9 protein-coding genes and 1 pseudogene are annotated in these 20,086 nt (G+C 41.8%); 3 read left to right on the forward strand and 7 right to left on the reverse strand.

Features of this window, described 5'->3' with window-relative positions:
* Positions 1-135: 135 nt before the first annotated feature.
* The 4 genes and pseudogenes from G3R49_RS09455 to G3R49_RS09470 all read right to left on the reverse strand — a co-directional run.
* Positions 136-295: pseudogene (locus G3R49_RS09455) on the reverse strand (integrase core domain-containing protein); the annotation flags it as partial.
* Between the two features lie 164 nt (positions 296-459).
* Entirely contained in the window at positions 460-2,427 is a 1,968-nt protein-coding gene (locus G3R49_RS09460) for an ATP-binding protein (protein ID WP_167869497.1), read from the reverse strand.
* A 389-nt stretch (positions 2,428-2,816) separates the two neighbouring features.
* Positions 2,817-3,914: a DUF3883 domain-containing protein gene (locus tag G3R49_RS09465; protein WP_167869498.1), complete on the reverse strand. Its 1,098-nt coding sequence runs from the start codon at positions 3,912-3,914 to the stop codon at positions 2,817-2,819.
* Positions 3,915-3,924: 10 nt separating this feature from the next.
* A complete protein-coding gene (locus G3R49_RS09470; protein WP_167869499.1) occupies positions 3,925-5,415 on the reverse strand; it encodes a DNA cytosine methyltransferase in 1,491 nt (496 codons plus the stop codon).
* 539 nt (positions 5,416-5,954) lie between these two features.
* On the opposite strand from G3R49_RS09470, the gene G3R49_RS09475 reads away from it, so the two are divergent.
* The gene (locus G3R49_RS09475) at positions 5,955-8,177 is read left to right on the forward strand and encodes a M3 family metallopeptidase (RefSeq protein ID WP_167869500.1); all 2,223 of its coding nucleotides are present in this window, start codon (positions 5,955-5,957) and stop codon (positions 8,175-8,177) included.
* Between the two features lie 278 nt (positions 8,178-8,455).
* On the opposite strand, the gene G3R49_RS09480 is transcribed toward G3R49_RS09475, so the two are convergent.
* Entirely contained in the window at positions 8,456-10,000 is a 1,545-nt protein-coding gene (locus tag G3R49_RS09480) for a phosphatidylserine/phosphatidylglycerophosphate/cardiolipin synthase family protein (RefSeq protein WP_245335321.1), read from the reverse strand.
* A gap of 265 nt (positions 10,001-10,265) precedes the next feature.
* Between G3R49_RS09480 and G3R49_RS09485 the strand changes: the two genes are divergently transcribed.
* Complete coding sequence (locus tag G3R49_RS09485) at positions 10,266-11,255, forward strand: LysR family transcriptional regulator (RefSeq protein WP_167869501.1); 990 nt, start codon at positions 10,266-10,268, stop codon at positions 11,253-11,255.
* Between the two features lie 7 nt (positions 11,256-11,262).
* Here G3R49_RS09485 and G3R49_RS09490 read toward each other — a convergent pair whose 3' ends face one another.
* Positions 11,263-12,162 carry a LysR family transcriptional regulator gene (locus G3R49_RS09490; protein WP_130601237.1) on the reverse strand — a complete coding sequence of 300 codons (900 nt, stop codon included), beginning with the start codon at positions 12,160-12,162 and terminating at the stop codon, positions 11,263-11,265.
* 437 nt (positions 12,163-12,599) lie between these two features.
* On the opposite strand from G3R49_RS09490, the gene G3R49_RS09495 reads away from it, so the two are divergent.
* On the forward strand, positions 12,600-17,615 hold the full coding sequence (locus tag G3R49_RS09495) for a S8 family serine peptidase (RefSeq protein ID WP_167869502.1): 5,016 nt from the start codon (positions 12,600-12,602) through the stop codon (positions 17,613-17,615).
* A 257-nt stretch (positions 17,616-17,872) separates the two neighbouring features.
* On the opposite strand, the gene G3R49_RS09500 is transcribed toward G3R49_RS09495, so the two are convergent.
* Positions 17,873-20,086 carry a tetratricopeptide repeat protein gene (locus tag G3R49_RS09500; protein WP_167869503.1) on the reverse strand — a complete coding sequence of 738 codons (2,214 nt, stop codon included), beginning with the start codon at positions 20,084-20,086 and terminating at the stop codon, positions 17,873-17,875.

Below are 20,086 nucleotides of genomic sequence, written 5' to 3' on the forward strand. Positions count from 1 at the left end.
CTAAAAGTCATTCCCGCAGTGCTTTTGAGCGGGAATCTGGGGATAAAAAAAGCGACCTAGGGTCGCTTTTTTGTCTTAGGTAGTCCTCCCTTTTATGGTAATCCTCCCATTTTTAACCGCAATTAAAAGTAGAAGTTAGGCAGCCATCAGTGGTGGCCTGTCATTATTCGCTTTGTGTGATCTTTCATGGTTGTAAAACCATAATCACTTTGTCGCATAGTCTTGTACTTCTTCCAAGTGATTCACAGTTATAACGAGCTGTACGGCTGTATCGTTCGATGTAGACATTTTGTTGGCTTGTTCTAAATCGAAGTCTCACTCCTATTCTATGCGTATTACTTAAATGACGCAGATTCCTACGCACCACTCTCTATAGCGAGCTAAGCAGCTGTAAAAATAAAGCAGTTAAGTGGCACAAACTTTCTCTTGAAAGGGAGGTTGCCAAGTCAGAATGAAGGATTAGAACAATTCATCTCCATATGTTTGTTGATGATAAACTTGTACAGTTTTTACATCGTTTAAGTATTGTATTAACTCTTTGAGTATTATTGCGTGGAATCTCGTGGTTCCTGAATCAAGAATATGTGTGATACCGTGAAAGTCTCTCTGATGAAGGTTCTCCAAATCTAGTAAAGAGATTGCCTCATAGTTTTTTCTCCAATCAGTTCCCATTTCCCAAGCAATAACTAAATGAATATCTTTTTCAGACTTATATTCAGTTTCAAATTCACTAATCAGCGCATCTAAATTGTACTTATACTCGAGAATTTTAGGAGGGCTAGTATGTTCTGTTCTAAAATGAAGTTCCTCCACTCCTAGAGGGTTAGAGTCCTTATCAAACTCATGCAGTGTTAATGGTTCTTTAACCATGAACTTAAATACACCGTCGTATTGTTTTACTTGACTTGTCGCTAGCAGTTTTATTCCCCTAATAACCCCGCCAGCTATCAGTTGGTTAAATAATACTATTACATCTTGTTCAGATTGGGGTTCGGAAGTAATTGATATCTCATTTACTGGAGCGAAGAAGTTTCTGTTAGTCAACACTAATGGGTGCTCTTCTTCATGAGTTTCTTGCTCTTTAATCCATGCGTGCAATTCAATTTCTTTGGCTATATCTGGCTTCACACCGCTATCAGATTTAAGTAACTTTTTCCATTTCTTGAATCGATTAACAATTGCTACAGCTACTTTTTCCCCAGCTTCTTTTAACTCTGGCTGAAATCCTTTACGTCCTAAATCCGGATCTGCATCTTTAAAGTGGACGATAATATGGCATTGATTTTGATACCCGATATTTGACGTAAGTGGTATCGCAATCAACTCTCCTTGAGTCATATTATTATTGGCTAGTTGAAGTCCCCCTTTTAATACACGATAACCTTTTCGAAGTTTTGCTAACCCATCATTAAGTTGATCCCACACTTTCGTTGAGTATGTAAAATATCCATATGCTTCAACTTTGTAAGAATTGATTAAATCGATATATTCTTTGTCTGATGATAAACGGAGGGCCTTTAAGTCTTCAGAACTAAAAAATTCATAGATTCCATTTGACTTGGTATACTTTGTTGGAATTGCTGATGCGTCCTTACCTTGGGATACCAACTTAGCTTGAAGCTGAGTGACATCTTTTAAATTAACGCTAGCTTTAATTTTTTTGTGAGGGTAAATGTATGCCGCATCACAGTCGGATACTGTCTTAGAATTGCCAGATTTATCGATAACAGTCAATTCAAAAGTGATATAATTTCTATCCTCGTTAAGATAATGGATAGCTCCCAGTGGAGTTTTAATTAATAACAAATATAGCCATTGCTCTGGTGTTGATGCGGTATACCACGATAAGTCTTTAGGACGTGTATGCTCCCCACCAAACTTAAGTTTAAAAGTTGAACCTCGTTCTATTTTCTCGAAAGATTTATCGGCGATATTTGTATAAGTAACGACTGGACGTGTGACTATACCTTTGTAATCTTCAACCCAATCTCGTCCACCGACCAGTTCCCCCACGAATTCATGGCCATTACCTTTAGTGCCAAACCTAAGATAGTCAAAGCCGTAACCAATATACGTCGCACCAACTCCTTTATTCCCTCTAGTACTTCCTCCGTTCTTAAACGAAATATTGGGAGCCAAGAAAGACTCAAATTCCTTCTCTTTGAAACCAACTCCATTGTCTGTAATAGAGAACGAGTTTTCAGAAAGATCTACAGTCAGCCACAATTTTCGCTGATATTCTGAACCTTCAATATTTGCCCGTCGGTCAACAGCATCCATTGCATTTTGTATTAACTCTGAAAAGGAATCGTACATACCAACATAAGACTTTAAAATGTTCTTTATTTCTCTTTTTTGCGCTGCAGACACAATCTCAGCATCAGCCCCTTGGCTCGATAGTAGAGGGTCCCACGTTTTTGCTATCATTTGTTGTTCCTTAGAACCAATTTTTATAGGGAGCAGTTCTATGCAGTTCACCTTAACCAACTAACGAAACTATACTACTTACTGTAAACGTGTAAATCATCATGTTGGCGTAACATTAACAAGCACTTATTTAAGAGTGCCGTTGTAACTCCAATTATTAATTTAGCTTATTCAACCCAAAGCCAATTACGGATTTGCTGCACAAGCGATATCGCGCTGTGTTATTTTTGAGTTAAACCGAGCTTGGTAGGAAGAGAGCTTTGATAAAGTTGATGCCTAAAACAAGCTCGATGCAATGAACGTTGAAGTTTTAACCTAAGCTTTGTCCCAGTTTTATAAATGGTATGCTTTTTTACGCTGTTCAGGTGTAAGGTCATCAGCAGCCATTGTTAACCTTCCAGAGTAATTTCTTCACCAAATTCTAGAATCAAAGGGGCAATAGTAACGCTATCGCATGTCACTCCAATAGGCATATTATCCACTGAGCGAAGAATTTCTTCTGCCTTGTTTTTAATATCCTTTGCTACACGCAACTTGGCTCCATTACTTGTTGCTTCATAAACTCGATAAATGTCATACGGCTTACCACTATCACGAGCTTCAAGCAACTCAGCTATTGATATATGGAATTTTGAGTTGAATTTATATTTAGTAGTTTTTACATCAAGTAACCGTTCTTTTGAAGTTTTGTTGAGTAGCAAACTAAAATCAAAAGGAGATATTGGGTTATCGTCTGCTTTCCAGCTGAAATCTTCAATTTCACCATTGTTTTTAAGTTCAACAAAATGCTCGTTAACTAACCGCTCACCTAGTATACCTGTAGCGCTCGTTGAAGCTTTTGCCTTCTCAAGTTCTTCTTTGGAGACGAAACGTACTTTACGGCGCCTACGTAGCTCCTTGAAGCTCTCAATATCTCCGAGAATAACGTCTTCTATCAAGGCATCGTCAAACAAGCTCTGGAGTGGGTGTTCGTCTGATACAGCAGAACTGTCCAATATTTCTTTAATACTAGTTCTATTGACTTCTACCATTGACTTGTGAGAGTTAAACTGGCTGTTATAACGATTAGTGATGGTGTTATGTAGAGCAGTATCTTGTTCACTGGCTTTTGCTATCAGGTATATTTCGATTTGAGTAGGAAAAGGAGCCCCATTGAATACCATGACTGCATAGTCATGGTTACTCAATAGTTCATAACGATCTTTACCAGACTCATGTGCATTAATCAGCTCACCATTTAACCGCATGTTTTTTTGCTGTCGTACTATTTTTCTTTCCAGAACATGGCGAGGCGAATCTTCCGGGCCATTAAGAGCCAACGTTACATTATGCTTTCCATCCCCCCAATCGATAGGATACATTTGTTCAATAAATATTTTCTTATCAAGGTTCCAAGCTTTTTGACGTGTACCAGATTTCGAATCGAAGTGACAGTTGAACAAAGTCAAATCAGAAGATGATAGACGTTTGATAGCTATTTTTTCCATTTATCTTTTCCTAGAATTCCAGTTTTTCGCGTATACACTGTGCTACATGGTAGGACATCAGTGGAGGTACAGCGTTACCTATCTGCTTGAATGCTGGGTTCATACTACCAGCAAACTTAAAACCATCAGGGAATGATTGCAGTCTGGCAGCTTCTCTGATTGATATGGTCCGAGACTGTGATGAGTCATAGTGAATATGTGAATAGCTGTCTTTTCCTAAATGAGCCATCAAAGTGCGAGCTGGTTGATCTGGTTCCATTTTTCTCCACTTATTGGGAAATTTGCTAGGGTCATAAGGTGGAACAATTTTCTTCTTCAACTCTTCATAGCTTACAGAACCTTTGTTAATCGTGATTCCCTTATTCCTCTCCGCTACCAAAGCCTCTTCAAACATTTCCATAGCAACTCTGTGAGCCTCTGGATACTGATCACCTGGAGCCATACGAGAAAAAATCGGGTAGTCTCTTGGAAGGAAGCGGATTAAATGATCATACACACCTGAGTCTTTATTAGAGAAGTTTGGCCACTGGGTGCGCATTAGCCGAGCATAGTCATTTAGTTCAGTTTCTGGATATGGATCAAGAGTAGTGAAACGCTGAGGTGCTTTCTTTAATTTGCATCTATGGTCATCCGGTATCCTTGGCAAGTCTTTCAGTGCTTCCTCTGCTGTTATTGCAAGTGGGAGATCTTCTGAAGGTTCTGCTAACTCAATATAACGATGATGGACACACTCGGGATTGATAGTCTTTAGAGCTACTTGTCGAGAACTATGGTAACCACGAGGTAATTCAAAGAAATGAGTTGGAGTAGGGAATTGTACCTCTTCTACGTCAAGCTCTTCTGCATAAGCAATTAAGATCATTCGCTCACGCATTTCTGGCACACCAAAATACACCGAGTTCATCAATGTGTACTTAGCAATGTATCCCAATTCTTCGAGAGTTTCACATACTTCTTCCGCTATGTTATGTCCGCCATAATTCAAAACATCTGGAACATTTTCCATCATGATTGCTAGCGGTTGAAAAGCTTTAACATAATCTAAATAACGGAGATAGAGGTTACCGCGAGGGTCAACTTTAAATGCTTCTGGATGATCATAAACCTCTCTTAGCTTCGAACGACCAACACGAGCAAAAGCTTGACATGGTGGACCTCCTACAAGAACATCTATGGCCTCTTGAACGTTTCCCTTTAGACAAAGCTCTTCGACTATATCTTTAGGTTCTAGTTTAGTAATATCGTGCGGATTACTATGCTTTTCTAGCTGTTCTGCATCTAAATGAGAATGGAAGTTCATAGCGTGTGTTTTAGCTGCATGCTTATCTATTTCAATTCCTGCTTTGATTTCAAATCCTGCTTTATTGAAACCAAGCGAAATCCCCCCACAGCCTGCAAATAGGTCTAGTGTTCTTGCTCTTCCTGTATTCCGGAGCGCTTCCAGTTTGTTTTGCCGAACAGAAGACCAACGACTTCGTTCTGATTGTGTGATTACGTTCATTCCAACTACTATTTAATACCTTTGCTAGATTTATTTTAGACAACAAACTTCAGGAAATTGGATATCATAACTGATTTCCATAATTTACCACACAGATAAAATCATCTTCCATTTCACAGCTCACCGTTTGTTGTGGTCGATTAGAATTGGTCAGGGTTTTGTATTTAAACCGTAACATCTGGATCTGACTAAGCCCTCGTAACATCGAGGTCATTAATATTTACGTCAAAGTTAATTCTCAGCTCCCTAGTTTCGCACTTTGGGCTGCGAAACCGGCACATGCTTTATCTTCCAAACAGCTATCAGTCACTCTTCAATATCAATTATCAAAAGTTACATTTGTGTTATCGACAAATGATACCCTGTAACATATTATGCAGTTCGCTTTATATTTGAAACCTCTAATGAATTTGAAAAGCTGAATCGTTTTATCAATCACTTTTTGCTAGGGGTTTGTGGCATTAGTTTGCCTAACTTTAGAAACATAAATAAAAACACAAGATCTAGGCCTCACTTAAATCAATTGATAAGGAAGAGACATGTCCATTCATCGACGATTTTCAGTACTTGCCTGTGCAAGTGCAGTTTCAATCGCAATTTTGGCAACAGGTTGTAGCCATCAACAAGAACAAGAATCAAAAGTGGCTAAACAAGCTGAACCGTCTGCAGCGAATGCAACAGTTGGCGCTGAAGCTGCACAAACAGTTACGCAAGCTTCGCTCAAGGATGGTAGTAATCCATTTTTCAACACTTGGGACACGCCTTACGGTGTACCGCCGTTTGACGATATTAAAACTGAGCATTTCTTGCCTGCGTTCAAACAGTCAATGGAAACGCATTTACAAGAAGTCGATGCCATTGCCAACAATGAGCAACCGGCGACATTTGATAACACGATTAAGCCTTTAGAGCTGGCTGGCGCTGATTTAACTCGCGTTGCTATGGTGTTCTTTAACCTTACAGGTACAGAGTCAAACGCTGACATGCAAGCATTGCAACGTGAAATTTCACCTATGCTAAGCCGTCATAGCACGACCATTCAAATGAATGAAAACCTGTTCAAGCGTATTAAAACCGTTTACCAAACACGTGAGCAAAGTAATCTTAATGCTGAGCAGCTTCGCTTAGTTGAGCGCATGTATAACGACGCTGTTCGTTCTGGTGCAAACCTTGAAGGTGAAGCGAGAGAACGTTTTGCAGCCATTAATGAGCAAATCTCAAGCTTGACCACAAGCTTTGGTCAAAACACGCTTAATGACAGCCGTGGATTTAAGCTAGTGCTGGAAGAAACTGACCTAGACGGTATGTCGCAGTCAATGGTTGAAGCGGCATCAGCTACGGCAGAAGCGCAAGGGCTAAAAGGTAAGTACGTTATCACGCTGCAGCGTTCAAGTGTTGAGCCGTTCTTGCAGTTCTCTAACCGCAGAGACTTACGTGAAAAAGCCTTCAAAGGTTGGGCACTACGTGGTGACAACGACAACGAGTTCGACAATAAGAAAAACGTTGAGCAAATCGTCAAACTTCGTGCTGAGCGCGCACAGTTACTAGGTTATAAGCACCATTCAGACTACGTATTATCAAACACCATGGCAGCGTCGCCAGAAGCAGCCATGGATTTGCTTTTAAAAGTTTGGGACCCAGCTGTTAAACAAGCTAAAAAAGAGCGTGAATGGATTTTAGAGCAAATGGCAGCAGAAGGAGCAAAACACGAATTTGCTGCTTGGGATTGGCGTTACTACGCAGAAAAAGTACGTAAAGCCCGCTTTGATTTAGACCAAGGTGAGATCACCCAATACTTCGAGCTAAATAACATGCTGGAAGCTAAGTTTTATGTTGCTGAACAACTGTTTGGTTTAACGTTTGCTGAGCGTACCGACATTCCTGTTTATAACCCTAGCGTTCGCGTGTGGGAAGTAAGAGACGCAAGCAAAAACGTTATTGGCTTATTCTTTGGTGATTACTACGCTCGCTCTACTAAGCGTTCAGGTGCTTGGATGAGTGCGTTTAGAACTCAGCAAAAACTTGCTGGTAACGTTAAGCCGCTTATCATCAATAACATGAATCTGAACAAGCCAGCTGAAGGCGAGCCAACCTTAATGAGCTTCTCGGATGCCACTACCTTGTTCCATGAATTCGGACATGCGCTGCATGGCTTGTTGTCTGACGTAACTTACCCAACGCTTGCTGGTACTAGTGTGTCACGCGACTGGGTTGAGTTCCCGGCGCAGCTATATGAGCACTTTATTGCCCAGCCGCAAATGCTCAAAAAGTTTGCTTTGCACTATAAAACTAACGAGCCAATGCCAGATGCGCTTATTGAGCGTATGAAAAAGGCCAGCACCTTTAATCAAGGTTTCGCAACGGTTGAGTTTACCGCATCAGCACTTGTTGATATGGCATATCACAAAATGACCAAAGTAGATTCGATAGATGTACGTGCTTTTGAAGACAAGACGTTAGGCGATTACGGCAAACCAGAAGAAATTATCATGCGTCACCGGAGTCCTCACTTCGGTCACATTTTTGCTGGCGGATATTCATCAGCATACTATGCGTATATGTGGTCTGAAATCTTAGATTCAGATGGCTTCAATGCGTTTGTTGAAGCGGGTGATATCTTCGATAAACAAACTGCTGATAAGCTATATAAATACGTATTTAGTACAGGCGATACGCTTAATTACGATGAAGCATATAAGAGCTTCCGTGGTCGCGCACCAACCACAGATGCACTGCTAGAAAACCGTGGTTTTAAGCAGTAATCACAGCCAATAGCAATATCGTTTAAAAGTGCCGCTTCAGTGAAGCGGCACTTTTTTGTAGCATCGGGGCAAAGTGTAACATTTGGGTCAGAGTAAGATGTTAAATCCTAATCTGTTTGTTGGGTGTAAAGTGGATTTTTAATCGAACACAAAGATGGTTGTCTTTTTGCGTATGCCCACTTTTTAACATCTGGGTCAGAGTAAAATTTGCATTAAAGCAGCTTCTTAGTTCGGCGCTTTTCTGTAAAGCACTGAATCAAAGCACCGAATTAAAGCTACTAAAGAATACTCTTAGGCACGACTCGCCTTAATTTTACTTTCATTCGTTTGAGCCTGCCGACTTCGCTGTCGGGGTTCCAATCTGGTGTTATCCGCCAGGCGTTTTCTGGAAGCATTTCAGCGAGCATACCGCGTTTAACCTCGCTGGCGATTTGTGTTGATGGGATGATGACTAAGCTCTCGGTATTAAGATGAGTGCTTCTTGGGTCGAGGTTAAAGGTGCCTATGACTGCAGTGTGATTATCAATCACCATGGTTTTCGCGTGTAAACCAAATATCGGCATTTCAGGCAGTTGTTTTTGCATGACTTCTGACATTACTTTTTGCCTGATTTGCGCATCTGGTTTGAACTCATAAAGTTCGATGCCAGTTTCTAGTATTTCTTCCCTGTCTCTTTGATAGCCGCTAAATGCTTCAAGGTTGTCGTTGGAGGCTAAGCTGTTGGTGAGGACTTTCACTTTTACGCCGCTATCAACCAATGACTTTAATAAGGCTCTGGTTGTTTTGGTGGTGACTAAGTAGGGCGTTTGTATTGTTAGTGATGTTTTGGCTGATTTTGCTAGCTCAATCAGTTTATCAGTGGTTTTACCGCCGCCACCTAAGAAGTCATCTTCGGTATTTTTGCCTGGTATGTCGGCAATGTATTCAACATCATTTAACCAGTGGAGCTGGCCGCTTTGTTGGATTTCAGCAAATACCTTAGGGAGATCATTGATCATCTGCCTGACTTTTGGGACAAAGTTGTCGGGGTTACAGGCGTAGTTGTGTAAATCGCTGAAGTCGTCGGTGAATTTAGTGGATGTTTCAACGAGCTTTTCGATAGGTACGCTCAACGCGCTTTGCCAGTAATCGTTAAATGACGTTTGAATGTCATCGGTTGCGCCACCTAAAACTAGCACGTCTCTGTCTCTGAAATTGTAGGTATGGTCATAGCCAAAATATTCATCAGCCACGTTTCGCCCACCTGTAATCGATACCTGACCGTCAACCGTGAAGGTTTTATTGTGCATGCGCTGATTTACGCCGTGAAAGTCGGTCACCACGTTATAAAGCTTCTGCGCGATATTCTTACCAATGTTGATATTGGGGTTGTAGATTTTGACCTCTAGGTTTTTATGGGCTGAGAGCTTCAATAGCTGCTCAGCTGTGGCGTTAACCAAGATATCATCAACCAAAATACGTACTTTTATGCCTCTGTTGGCTGCTCGCACTAGGTAATCAACTGCAATAAGCCCGATATTGTCAGCTGAAAATATAAAGTACTGAATATCAATGGTCTTTTGTGCTTGCTGGCTTAACCAGGCTCTGGTGAGCATGGCCTCAGTGCCCTGTTCGAGAACATAGATGCCCGTGCTTGATGTCATTTTGTCGGTGAAGGGAGCGAGATATTGACTCAAATTGCCTTGCTCTGCTGCTGGGATTTGCTTGCAATGATCTTTGCTATAAATCGGTAAATACTGCTCATTGGCCGAACATGAAGAGATAAGCATCAAGCTAATTAATGCCGATGCAATTTTTATCAGTATCTGATGCGAACGTTCCAAGTTGTTTCACTCATGTTGGGCTACCTGCCGTTAGAGTACGTTATTCCTTGATGGTTTTTAAGCTGAAGAAAGCAACTTTTAACATTTGGGTCAGAGTAAGGTATTGCCATAGAGGGCATACTTCGAAGTCAAAACTCTGATGAAATCCAATGTCACTGTGAAATAGTATCGTTTGGAAATCCTTTAAGGTTTAGTTAAACGGCGATTGATACATTAGTAGCGTTGACTCAATTTCTCCTATTTCGGAGTAGCCCACGTTAGTAAAATGAAAAATACGCCTTTTGACACCTTGAACTTGAATCTTATTAAAGTTTTTCTGTCTCTATATGAAAGCCTTAATACATATCGCACTGCAAAGCAGCTGAACCTTAGTCAGCCTGCTATTAGTCGTCATTTACAGAAACTTAGATACGCATTTAATGACCCACTTTTCGTTAAGGTTCACAAGGGATTGAAGCCAACTAATAAAGCGCATTTCTTGGCTGAAAAGCTACCTGAAATTTGGCGTGATCTTGAAGAGGTGATTAATCATGAAGAAGAGTTTCAGATTGAGAAGCTTTCTGGTCAGTTAAACATTGCATTGCATCCGCTATATATTGATTTACTCAGTGACAAGCTATTTATCGAGCTAAAGCAGCGTGCCCCCAATGTGCAATTGGTGATATCTGTGTGGAGCAATGACACCGAAGCACAGCTACTGGAGGGTAAGCTGGATTTTGGCATTACCATTGACCCATTGGACATGTCGAAAGAGGTGAGTCAACGTAGGCTGCCTAAGTTGTACGCTAAGCTATACCTTAATAACCAGCATCCGCTAATTGATGAGCAAATTAACCAACATACGTTTTCAAAATATGCGTTGGCAATTCTGCATGTGCGGGGTTGGAACGAACATATAACCTATACAGAGCGCTATTTGTCTCGATTTGGAGTTACGCCTAAAATTGAATACCGTAGCCCTCATCCTAGTTCTATTCTTAACGTTGTGTCCCAAACACAGCTATTACATCCCATCGTTGCAAATTACTACGACTTATCCTCAGAGCAAGTAAGCAAAAAGTTCATATATATAGAGGACTCTCCATTGATGTTAGATAGTGCATTTTGTTATCACTATCGCCATCGAAACTCACCTATACATCAGTGGTTTTATGAGACTATCGAAGATATGTTGCAGCATGAATACCGACGCGATCACGTTCAGCTAGAATCGGTAGCTCCTTGTTTTAATGCGAGAGCTGAAACAATACAGTAGCGCAAGCTTATAACGCCTGCTGAATATAATGCACAAAGGCTCTTTCTGAGGGGAGGAGCTGTCGATGCTTCAAATATACAATACTAAATGAAGCTTGAATTTCAGGCATATCACTAACAGGTAAGGTGGTTAGCTCGCCCTGTTTCATGTCCTTTTCGACCGAAATATCAGGTGCTAGAGCAATTAAATCACAATCTGATAAAGAATCTTTAATTGCTTGAAATTGTTCAAATTTAATTAAGCCAGCAAACCCTTGCCTACTTTTCCTAAACAGATCGTCGAACTGTTCGGTTATGCCTTTAGGCATCGCACTTGGTATAGCAAGTGGAAATGACTTCAAATCATTCAGTGAAACCGTTGAGCATTTTGCGAGAGGATGTGAATGTCTTACGCAAAAGATGACTTTAAATGGTGGTAATTGGATTATTTCGAGCTCACTTTTTTTATCGAGCTCAGTTGCCTTAGTTTCTGCTATGAATAAACCGATCTCAGCTTTATAAAGTTGTCGATATAAGCTGTGCCACTGACCTACTTTTAAATCTACGCTGACTTTGGGGTATGCGTGAATAAACTGCCCCATAACCGGACCAACAATACTATTAAGTGGAATTGCACTGGCGCCAATACTTAAATCTCCATTACCTAATTCTTGTATCGCTTGAATTTCTGCCTTCATAAACTCGACATCCCGGACAATTCGGGTGCCATGAGAAACCACTATTTCTCCCATTGGCGTTAATGTAACGGAACGTGAGGAGCGATCTAGTAATTTTACGCCTAATAATTCCTCCATTTTCTGAATGCTACGAGAAAGTGATGGTTGTGCAAGATTTAATTGCATTGCTGCTTGATGGAAATGTTTTGACTGTGCTACCGCCAAAAAATGTTTTAAATGTCGCAACTCCATCGAATCCTCTCAATAAATATGCAAAAGATATATATAGCTATTACCGATTGATAACAATTACGACAAGATACGCAAAAATATAATTTAATCAATAGTTGGCTTGTTAAATTGGTTTTCTAACGATTGCTTATGTTGGTTTTTATTTTATTCACAGATGCTTCTGTAGGTTTCTCCTTGGTTAAGTTGTTGTTTTTTATTGTGTTGCGCGTAATTCTTTATGTTTCAATATGTATCATTTTTGAAACTATTAATCGATTACAAAAATTAATTGTTGTGATTACAAAAATAAATTAATTCAAGTTTTTGTCTTTTTTATTGATTACAAAATAGCATCAATAATAGACAGATTATGCATTGGAGTTTTTTGTTGCGAGATTGTAATAATGGTTAAGGGAGAATATCTTCCTGTACCCATAATAATAAATTAGGAATCATCCATGAAACTAAAGAAGCTCACATTAATGACATTAGCAGCAATGTATACTGCTGGTGCCGGCAATGTCGCAGCGAGTAATCATGCTACGACAAATGATGCCAAAGTGAATTTACAGTCTGTTGATATAATGGAACTATATCGCGTTCAACAAGAGTTAAAATCGCATCAAGTTGATGAAAATTTTAAACCTCTTCGTCGCTCGAATATGACAAACATTCAGTTTGCTCCCAAAAAAACAGAAGACAAAATAAAGATAGAACCCAATTTAACCGGCACTCATACTTATATTATTCGTCTGCACGGTAACTCTGTTGCGACTTATGGCGGTGGGTTACCCGGCTTACCAGCAACCAAAGCAACAACCAATGGTAAGCGCGGTAAACTGTTTACTGCAGGAAAAGCAAACGGTGCACTATCGAGCGCCATCAATGCGTACACCAACCACTTACTCAATAACCAAAATAGTGTTATTCAAAAAGCGGGCATCCAAGCCAAGCAGCAATTTACATTAGCCGCTAATGCAATTACCGCTGAATTAACTCAGTATGAGGCCGCACAAATTGCAGCCATGTCTGAAGTTGCTTATGTTCAACGCTCAAAAGTGTACCAATTACACACTGATATTGGCCCTGAACATGTGGGTGCGATGGGTGTTTGGGATGGCACTAAAACCAGTGATGGTGGTGCTTATCAAGGTGAAGGGATGGTTGTGGGGATCATTGATACTGGTGTGAACACAGACCACCCCTCTTTTGCCGCCACTGATGCCGATGGATATACCCACACTAACCCATTAGGCAGCGGCAACTATCTAGGCGACTGTGCGTTAGAAGAGTTCGCTAATCGTTGTAATGACAAGCTAATTGGTGTGTACACCCATAAAGATGTTACCGCTGAGTTTGTTGATGAATGGGGTAATCCATTAGCGCCAAAATTTGGTGAAGATTTCCAAGGTCATGGTAGCCACGTAGCCGGCACGGTTGCTGGTAACGTACTCTATGACGTTGATGTTGTAGGTTCTGAGCTTGGTGGTGGTACAGGCCACCCAGTTGGTGTGAAAATGCCGCGTATTTCAGGTGTAGCACCTCGCGCAAATATCATTTCATATCAAGTGTGTATGGTCAGTGGTGGTTGTTCTGGCGACGCCATGTTATTTGCCATTGAACAAGCAATTAAAGATGGTGTTGATGTGATCAACATGTCTATTGGTGGCGCAGAAAGCTTCCCTTGGGATGATGCATTTGAAATGGCATTCCTTTCAGCACGTGAAGCAGGTGTAGCCGTTGCATTATCAGCAGGTAACTCAGGTGAAGCCTTTGGTACTGACTCACTGTATACCGTCGATCACACCTCGCCTTGGGTACTGAATGTTGCTGCAACCACCCATGCTCGCAGTATCAAAATTGCTGACAAAGCACTGGATAATTTCTCTGGTGGTGACGCCGCATTAATGCCGAGCCGATTAGATGGCGCAGGTATTTCTGACGCATTCACTGGTCAATTTGTATTAGCAGCTGATTACGGTGATGCTCGCTGTAATAGTCCTTTCCCGGCTGGCACATTCTCATCCGATCACATTGTTGTTTGTGAACGTGGCGATATTGCTCGTGTAGAAAAAGCAGTCAATGCTGCAGCAGGTGGCGCTGGTGCATTTGTACTGTATAACACTTGGGATGAAGGTGATGCGATAGTGAATGATACCTACGCGATTCCAGGTATCCATATCACAGCCACACAATGGTACGGTAACTGGCAAACCATGGGGTTACAACCTTGGTTAGCATCGGGTACAGGCCATCAAGGCACGGTAACTGCGTCAAACGTCACCCGCGAGATTAACCCAGATGATGCAGATTGGCTTGCCAACTTCTCATCACGCGGACCATCAATCACAGTCGATGAGATTTTCTCACCGGGTATCGCTGCACCGGGTGTGGATATTTTTGCGCCTTGGAATGATGAAAACCCACTCAACCCACAAGCGGATACCCGTAACTACAATGCAATTAGTGGAACCTCAATGGCGAGTCCGCATATTGCCGGTATCATGGCGTTAGTCCGTCAAGCCAATCCAGATTGGACTGCTTCAGAAGTGCAATCAGCACTGCAAATGACCGCTGATAATCAAGCGATTAAGACTACACATCCACTGGATGGCAAAGTAGAAGTAGCCGGTCCTTATCGTGCAGGTCACGGTTTAGCTAATGCTGAACGTGCCATCAATGCAGGTTTAATTATGGATGAGTCGGCTGATAACTTTCGCCGTGCAAACCCTAATAATGGTGGTCAAGTTCGTGAGCTGAACCTGCCTCAATTAATTAATAAAGATTGTGGCTTAAGCTGTAGTTGGATTCGAACTGTCACTGCGACTAAAGACGGTACTTGGAACGTCAATACTAACTTTAGTGATCGCAGTCCGCTGTTCTGGGATTTTACCCTCGACCCAACAGCTAAAGTGACGGTAACACCATCAACATTCACCCTAAAAGCCGGTGAAAGCATTGATTTAACGGTCACCAGCTTCTTCAAAGAATCTGACATGGCTTGGTATGAGGGGACAGTGCAAACGACTGCAGGCCATATTGAGCTTGTAGCAGAAGATGCCAATATTCCATCGTCACACTGGCCATTCCTCGCCACTTACACAGGTAAAACCCTACCAAGTACCATCAATATCACAGCACACGATGATCAGTCGCATCATGTGATTGCCGATGTACCGTTTGGGGCGCCGGCATCAAGTTTAAGTGGTGTTGTATATCAAGCAGTTGAAGCGCAAGCTAAGATGATTGAATTACCTCGCCGCCAGTTTACCGACATCATCATTGATGATGAGTTCTACTGGAACTTAGATTTACCTCATATTCATACTACAGAGGTCACGGTACCGGAAAACACTGCAGTCTTCCGTGCAGAATTACTGGGCCGAGTCAGTTCAGAACAAGATAGTCCGTACAACCAGTATCTTGATACCAGTATCTATATTTTTAGAGATTACAATCAAGATGGTCGTTTACACCAATCAGAAGCCATTTGTGGCTCTATGAACGGTCAAACCACCAAAGGGGAGTTCTGTGCTTTAGAAAACCCTGATGCGGGTGACTACACTATTTTAGTGATGAATGCCTATCCAATGCCGCCATACGACAATATCGACACCATTGAAATGGCGCATGTGATTATTCCTAAACAGGAATCAACTGACATTACACTGCAATTTGATGATAGCGCTGAGCGTAACTCTGATCTGACGATTGATTGGAATATGCCGATGGAGCAAGGCAAGCGTTACTACTCTGCTGCAGCCATTACTGCAGGTGACAATGCAGAAGGCTCACTTGCATTAGTACCATTACAAATCACTCGTGGCGTAGACAGCGTATCAATCGATAGCTCTCAAGATGCTGCTCGTGTAGGTGACATCATTAATGTCGATGTAGTCATCCAGCCTAACCTTTCTGGTAGTGATCGCAATGTTGAATTGACGGCAATGCTTTCAGACGGCTTACGTTTAGTGCCTGACTCTATCAAAGAAATGGAAGGATTAACCATTACAGATAGTGGTTTCTCATTACTGACATCTCAAATCAACACTGCTGATATGGCAACGAACTACAAGATCACCACGAGTCTTGAAGACGCCATGTGTCGTACACCGCTGGATATTGACTATCCTGATGGCGAGCCAGTCAACGGTGGCTACTTGAACCTGTCACGCTTTGGCATGGATGTCTCTTGGGGTAGCTTCTATGAGGTCAACGAGTGGGGCTGGGGTAACTGGGTCCATGATATTGAAATCCCAGTTGCTGCAGGTGAAACCACAGTATTTGATAATGCAGACTATTTCACCACTGACAAGCTTATTTTAAGTTCGAAAGGTTGGTTACAACTGGATTACTTGCAGTACAACCCATGGGACTTTGTGCCGATGAGCATGTACTTAGAGCTGCCAAATACAGAGTACTCTACGCCACCTGATTTTATCATTGCACCTTTCTGGGGCGGTAAAGATGCCGTTGGCGATTTCTTTGGAAATCAAAAATGGAACTTAGCCATGTACGAGCCAAACTGGCAGTTATCAGAGTCTAAAGGTGTCACACTGGCCTATGCTGATGACTACACCATTATTGAATGGAACAAAGCAGGTACCCATGATCAGAGCTGGGATGAAAACTGGAATGAGTCAATTACCCCTCGCGGAGATAGTTATGACTTCCAAGTATTCTTGAAAGCCAATACCGATCACAAACCGGGTCAGTACGAGCTAATCATGGCTTATGACAACATTGATTTTGCGGGTGAGCCTGGTGAAGGTTCTATTGGTGTGCGTGGCTACCATGGCCCTCGAGGTACTTATGGTCCATTACGCGGTCACACTGGTGTGAGCTATGCCTTCAATGACTTAACAGACAAACTGCAAGATGACTTAATTGTGTGTTATGACATTACCGGCCCAAGCGAAAGTATGATTGTGGTCAGTATGCAGGCTGAAGTGACCGACTCAGCATTAGGTATTGACCAAAGCGTGACACTGACAGGTGAAGTGGAAGGCATTAGCAATGCTAATCAGACGCAAACAATCACAGTTGCATCTAATATTGTTATGGCTGAGATTGCTGATCATGTCATGGAGGAGAACACGACATTGACTGGTATTAGCGTTAGCTATGCTGACAACGATGGCGGTTTATCAGGCAACACCATTACTGTGACCGGTGATAATATCTCTGCAGTAGTGCATGGACATACTTCAGGCTCTACATTTGATATCACACCAGATGCTGACTTCCATGGTGAAACAATGGTAACGGTGACGGTTGCAGATAACATTTATTCTAATGATGCTGCACGAACCACATTTATGTTAACGGTGAACTCGGATGGCGTTGAGCCAGCACCGGAATCGCCTGAGACACCGGAATCGCCAGCACCAGAATCTGATTCAGGTGGTCAGTTAGGTTTCGTTGGTTTGATATTGTTGTGGTTAGCTGTCGGCATGCGCCGTAAGCATAGCTAACTATTATTTGCTCTAATTATGAGTAATAGATAGTGTGAGAGTTATCTTATTGGAGTCTTTCCAAGTCTAAGATAACTCTCATATGTTGGCATTTGAGTGTTCTAACGTTAAACGCTTTGTTAAATCTAATATAAGGAAAGCGCTGGATGACAAACCAGCGCTTTTTAACATCTGGGTCAGAGTAAAATTAGGGATGGCCTTTGGGGAGCTATTTACGGATAACTTCATCCAGGTGATTCAGCTAAGTTAGCGATGAATTAACGATGACAGAGTGGGATGGTTATCGTCACAGCCAGACCGCCTAGGTCACTTTGTGAGGCGGAGATAGTGCCGTCGTGGGCTTGGATAATGTTTTGGCTGATGGACAGCCCTAAGCCTGAGCCACCTGTACGTCTATTGCGCGACTTCTCTACTCGGTAGAGTCGTTCAAATATCTTTTCGAGCTCTTTATCTGGCACGCCGGGTGAGCTGTCTTTCAATACCAGTATTAAATTGTTCGAGCTAACATCTAGGCTTAACGAGATTTGGCCGGGTGCGTCTGTGTATTTAATACTGTTTGTGAGCAAATTCGATAGCACTTGTTTGATGCGGTCTGTATCGATATTCACTGGCGCTGTGTCGGCATTAATAGACAGATGCCACTCGAAGCCTTCAGCATTAGCATAGTGCTCAAACTCTTCGCCCCAGTTCATTAAGATTGGTACAAAGTCGACTTGTTTCGCTTCAAACGATAAACCATTCACATCAGATAGGGCGAGCTCATATATGTCGCTAATCAGATGATTCAAATCATCAATTTTAGTGCCGAGCTTTTGGTAGCTAACATCTACATCATCAACCAATTGATATTTAAGCGCATCCACCTGCAATTTTAGCGCGGTTAACGGTGTACGTAACTCGTGAGAAACGTCTGCTAGAATCTGGTTTTTTTGGTTTAATGCATCTTGATAAAGGCTGGCTTTTAATACGGCTAATTTACGGCGTTGATAGAAAAAGTAAATCAGCACCGAAAACAGTAAAAGCAGCACAAATGAGATAAATATCACCCCTTGAGAAATAGTTTTATGCGCCTGGGCTTCGGCCTCTACGGCTCTATTTTCTTCCTGTAATTTTGCGACCTTGACTTGTTCTTCAAGTAGGTTGATATCACGCTTATGTTTTTCGATCTCTTTAATTCTTTGCTCTGAATGAAGCTGCAGTTTTATCTTAAAAGCAGCCTCTAAATGCTGGTGCGCGTCATCGTATTCACCCAGTTCATGATGAATATTACTAAGTAGTTCATTATCGCTTAACTGGTGATCTAGCAGACCAAGCTTGTTGGAGATAATGAGTGACTTTTCTAGGTATTGTTTTGCTTTTGGGTAATCAAATTCTTCTAAATAATAAGCACCTAGGTCATGCCACACATGCCGTAATTGATGGTCGGTTGGTGCGAGCAGAGCCTTTTCTACCGCTATGGTTAAGTGCTTGAAGCGCTGACTATTATCGTTAAGTTTTTGGTATATCTTCGCCATCTGCAGGTGAGAGCGAGATAGCAGTTGGTTGGCAGATTCACTTATGAAAATGTTGATAGCTTGATTGGTGTAGTCAATGGCTTTGTCAAAATCATTGGTTTGAAGATAGATACTGCCGATTCGGTGGTAATCAAATCCCATGTCTTGAATGCTATTGAGCTGTTTATCGTAATCCAGTGCTTTGAGGTAAAAGGTTAGCGACTTGCTGTAGTCGTGAGCGCGGTAATAAAGCTCACCTAGATTAAAGTAGTTGCCCGCGAGCTCTCCAATGTCGTTAGTTGTTTCAAAGTAGCGCATGGCTCTAATTTGATATTCTGCGGCTAAAACTAAATCGCCTTGCGACTCGTACAATGTACCAAGTTGGCTAAATATCCGCGCTTCATTGTGATGGTCTTCGTTTTGCTGATAAATATCTAGGGCAATTAAGAAGTATTCTTTAGCTTCTTTTAGCTTCATTTGCAGGCGAAGAAATGAGCCAGCTAATTGATATAAACGCCCAAGTTCAATGGCGTCAGGCAAAGCGATAGGTAAGGCCTGGTCGATAATAATTTCAGCGGCTTTAGCATAGTTATTTTTGTGTCTTTCAAAAAGCGCTGTACTGATGAGCACTTTAACTTTTAGCTCATTGTTATAGCCTGGAAGCGCTGAGACTAGATCATTTAACAGCTGTTCAGATTTGGCTTGCTGGCTGCTTCTGCGATAAATAGACACCAACTTTATTTGTGCGTGAACAAGGTCGTCACCTGTCGCAGTTTTGATGATTTGCTTAACCTGCTGCTCTGCACTTTTCGAAGCCGATGTTATGTCATTAAGCTGAGCTTCAATGTTAGAGGTGAGGGGAGGTTGGGCTTGTGTTTGCGCTTGAGCCTGAACCTGAAAAATAATGATACTTTGAATGCAAGCGACGAAAAACAGCACTTTAAAGCATAAACCCAAAGCGCTGTTGATTGAATGCAT

This window comes from Shewanella sp. WXL01, assembly GCF_012263345.1.
In the GTDB taxonomy this organism is placed as follows: Bacteria; Pseudomonadota; Gammaproteobacteria; order Enterobacterales; family Shewanellaceae; genus Shewanella; species Shewanella maritima.

What these genes read in the sequence shown, in the direction of transcription:
- G3R49_RS09460 (WP_167869497.1), bottom strand. Translation starts at nt 2,427, where the DNA reads ATGATAGCAAAAACGTGGGACCCTCTACTATCGAGCCAAGGGGCTGAT.
- G3R49_RS09465 (WP_167869498.1), bottom strand. Translation starts at nt 3,914, where the DNA reads ATGGAAAAAATAGCTATCAAACGTCTATCATCTTCTGATTTGACTTTG.
- G3R49_RS09470 (WP_167869499.1), bottom strand. Translation starts at nt 5,415, where the DNA reads ATGAACGTAATCACACAATCAGAACGAAGTCGTTGGTCTTCTGTTCGG.
- G3R49_RS09475 (WP_167869500.1), top strand. Translation starts at nt 5,955, where the DNA reads ATGTCCATTCATCGACGATTTTCAGTACTTGCCTGTGCAAGTGCAGTT.
- G3R49_RS09485 (WP_167869501.1), top strand. Translation starts at nt 10,266, where the DNA reads ATGAAAAATACGCCTTTTGACACCTTGAACTTGAATCTTATTAAAGTT.
- G3R49_RS09490 (WP_130601237.1), bottom strand. Translation starts at nt 12,162, where the DNA reads ATGGAGTTGCGACATTTAAAACATTTTTTGGCGGTAGCACAGTCAAAA.
- G3R49_RS09495 (WP_167869502.1), top strand. Translation starts at nt 12,600, where the DNA reads ATGAAACTAAAGAAGCTCACATTAATGACATTAGCAGCAATGTATACT.
- G3R49_RS09500 (WP_167869503.1), bottom strand. Translation starts at nt 20,086, where the DNA reads ATGCATTCAATCAACAGCGCTTTGGGTTTATGCTTTAAAGTGCTGTTT.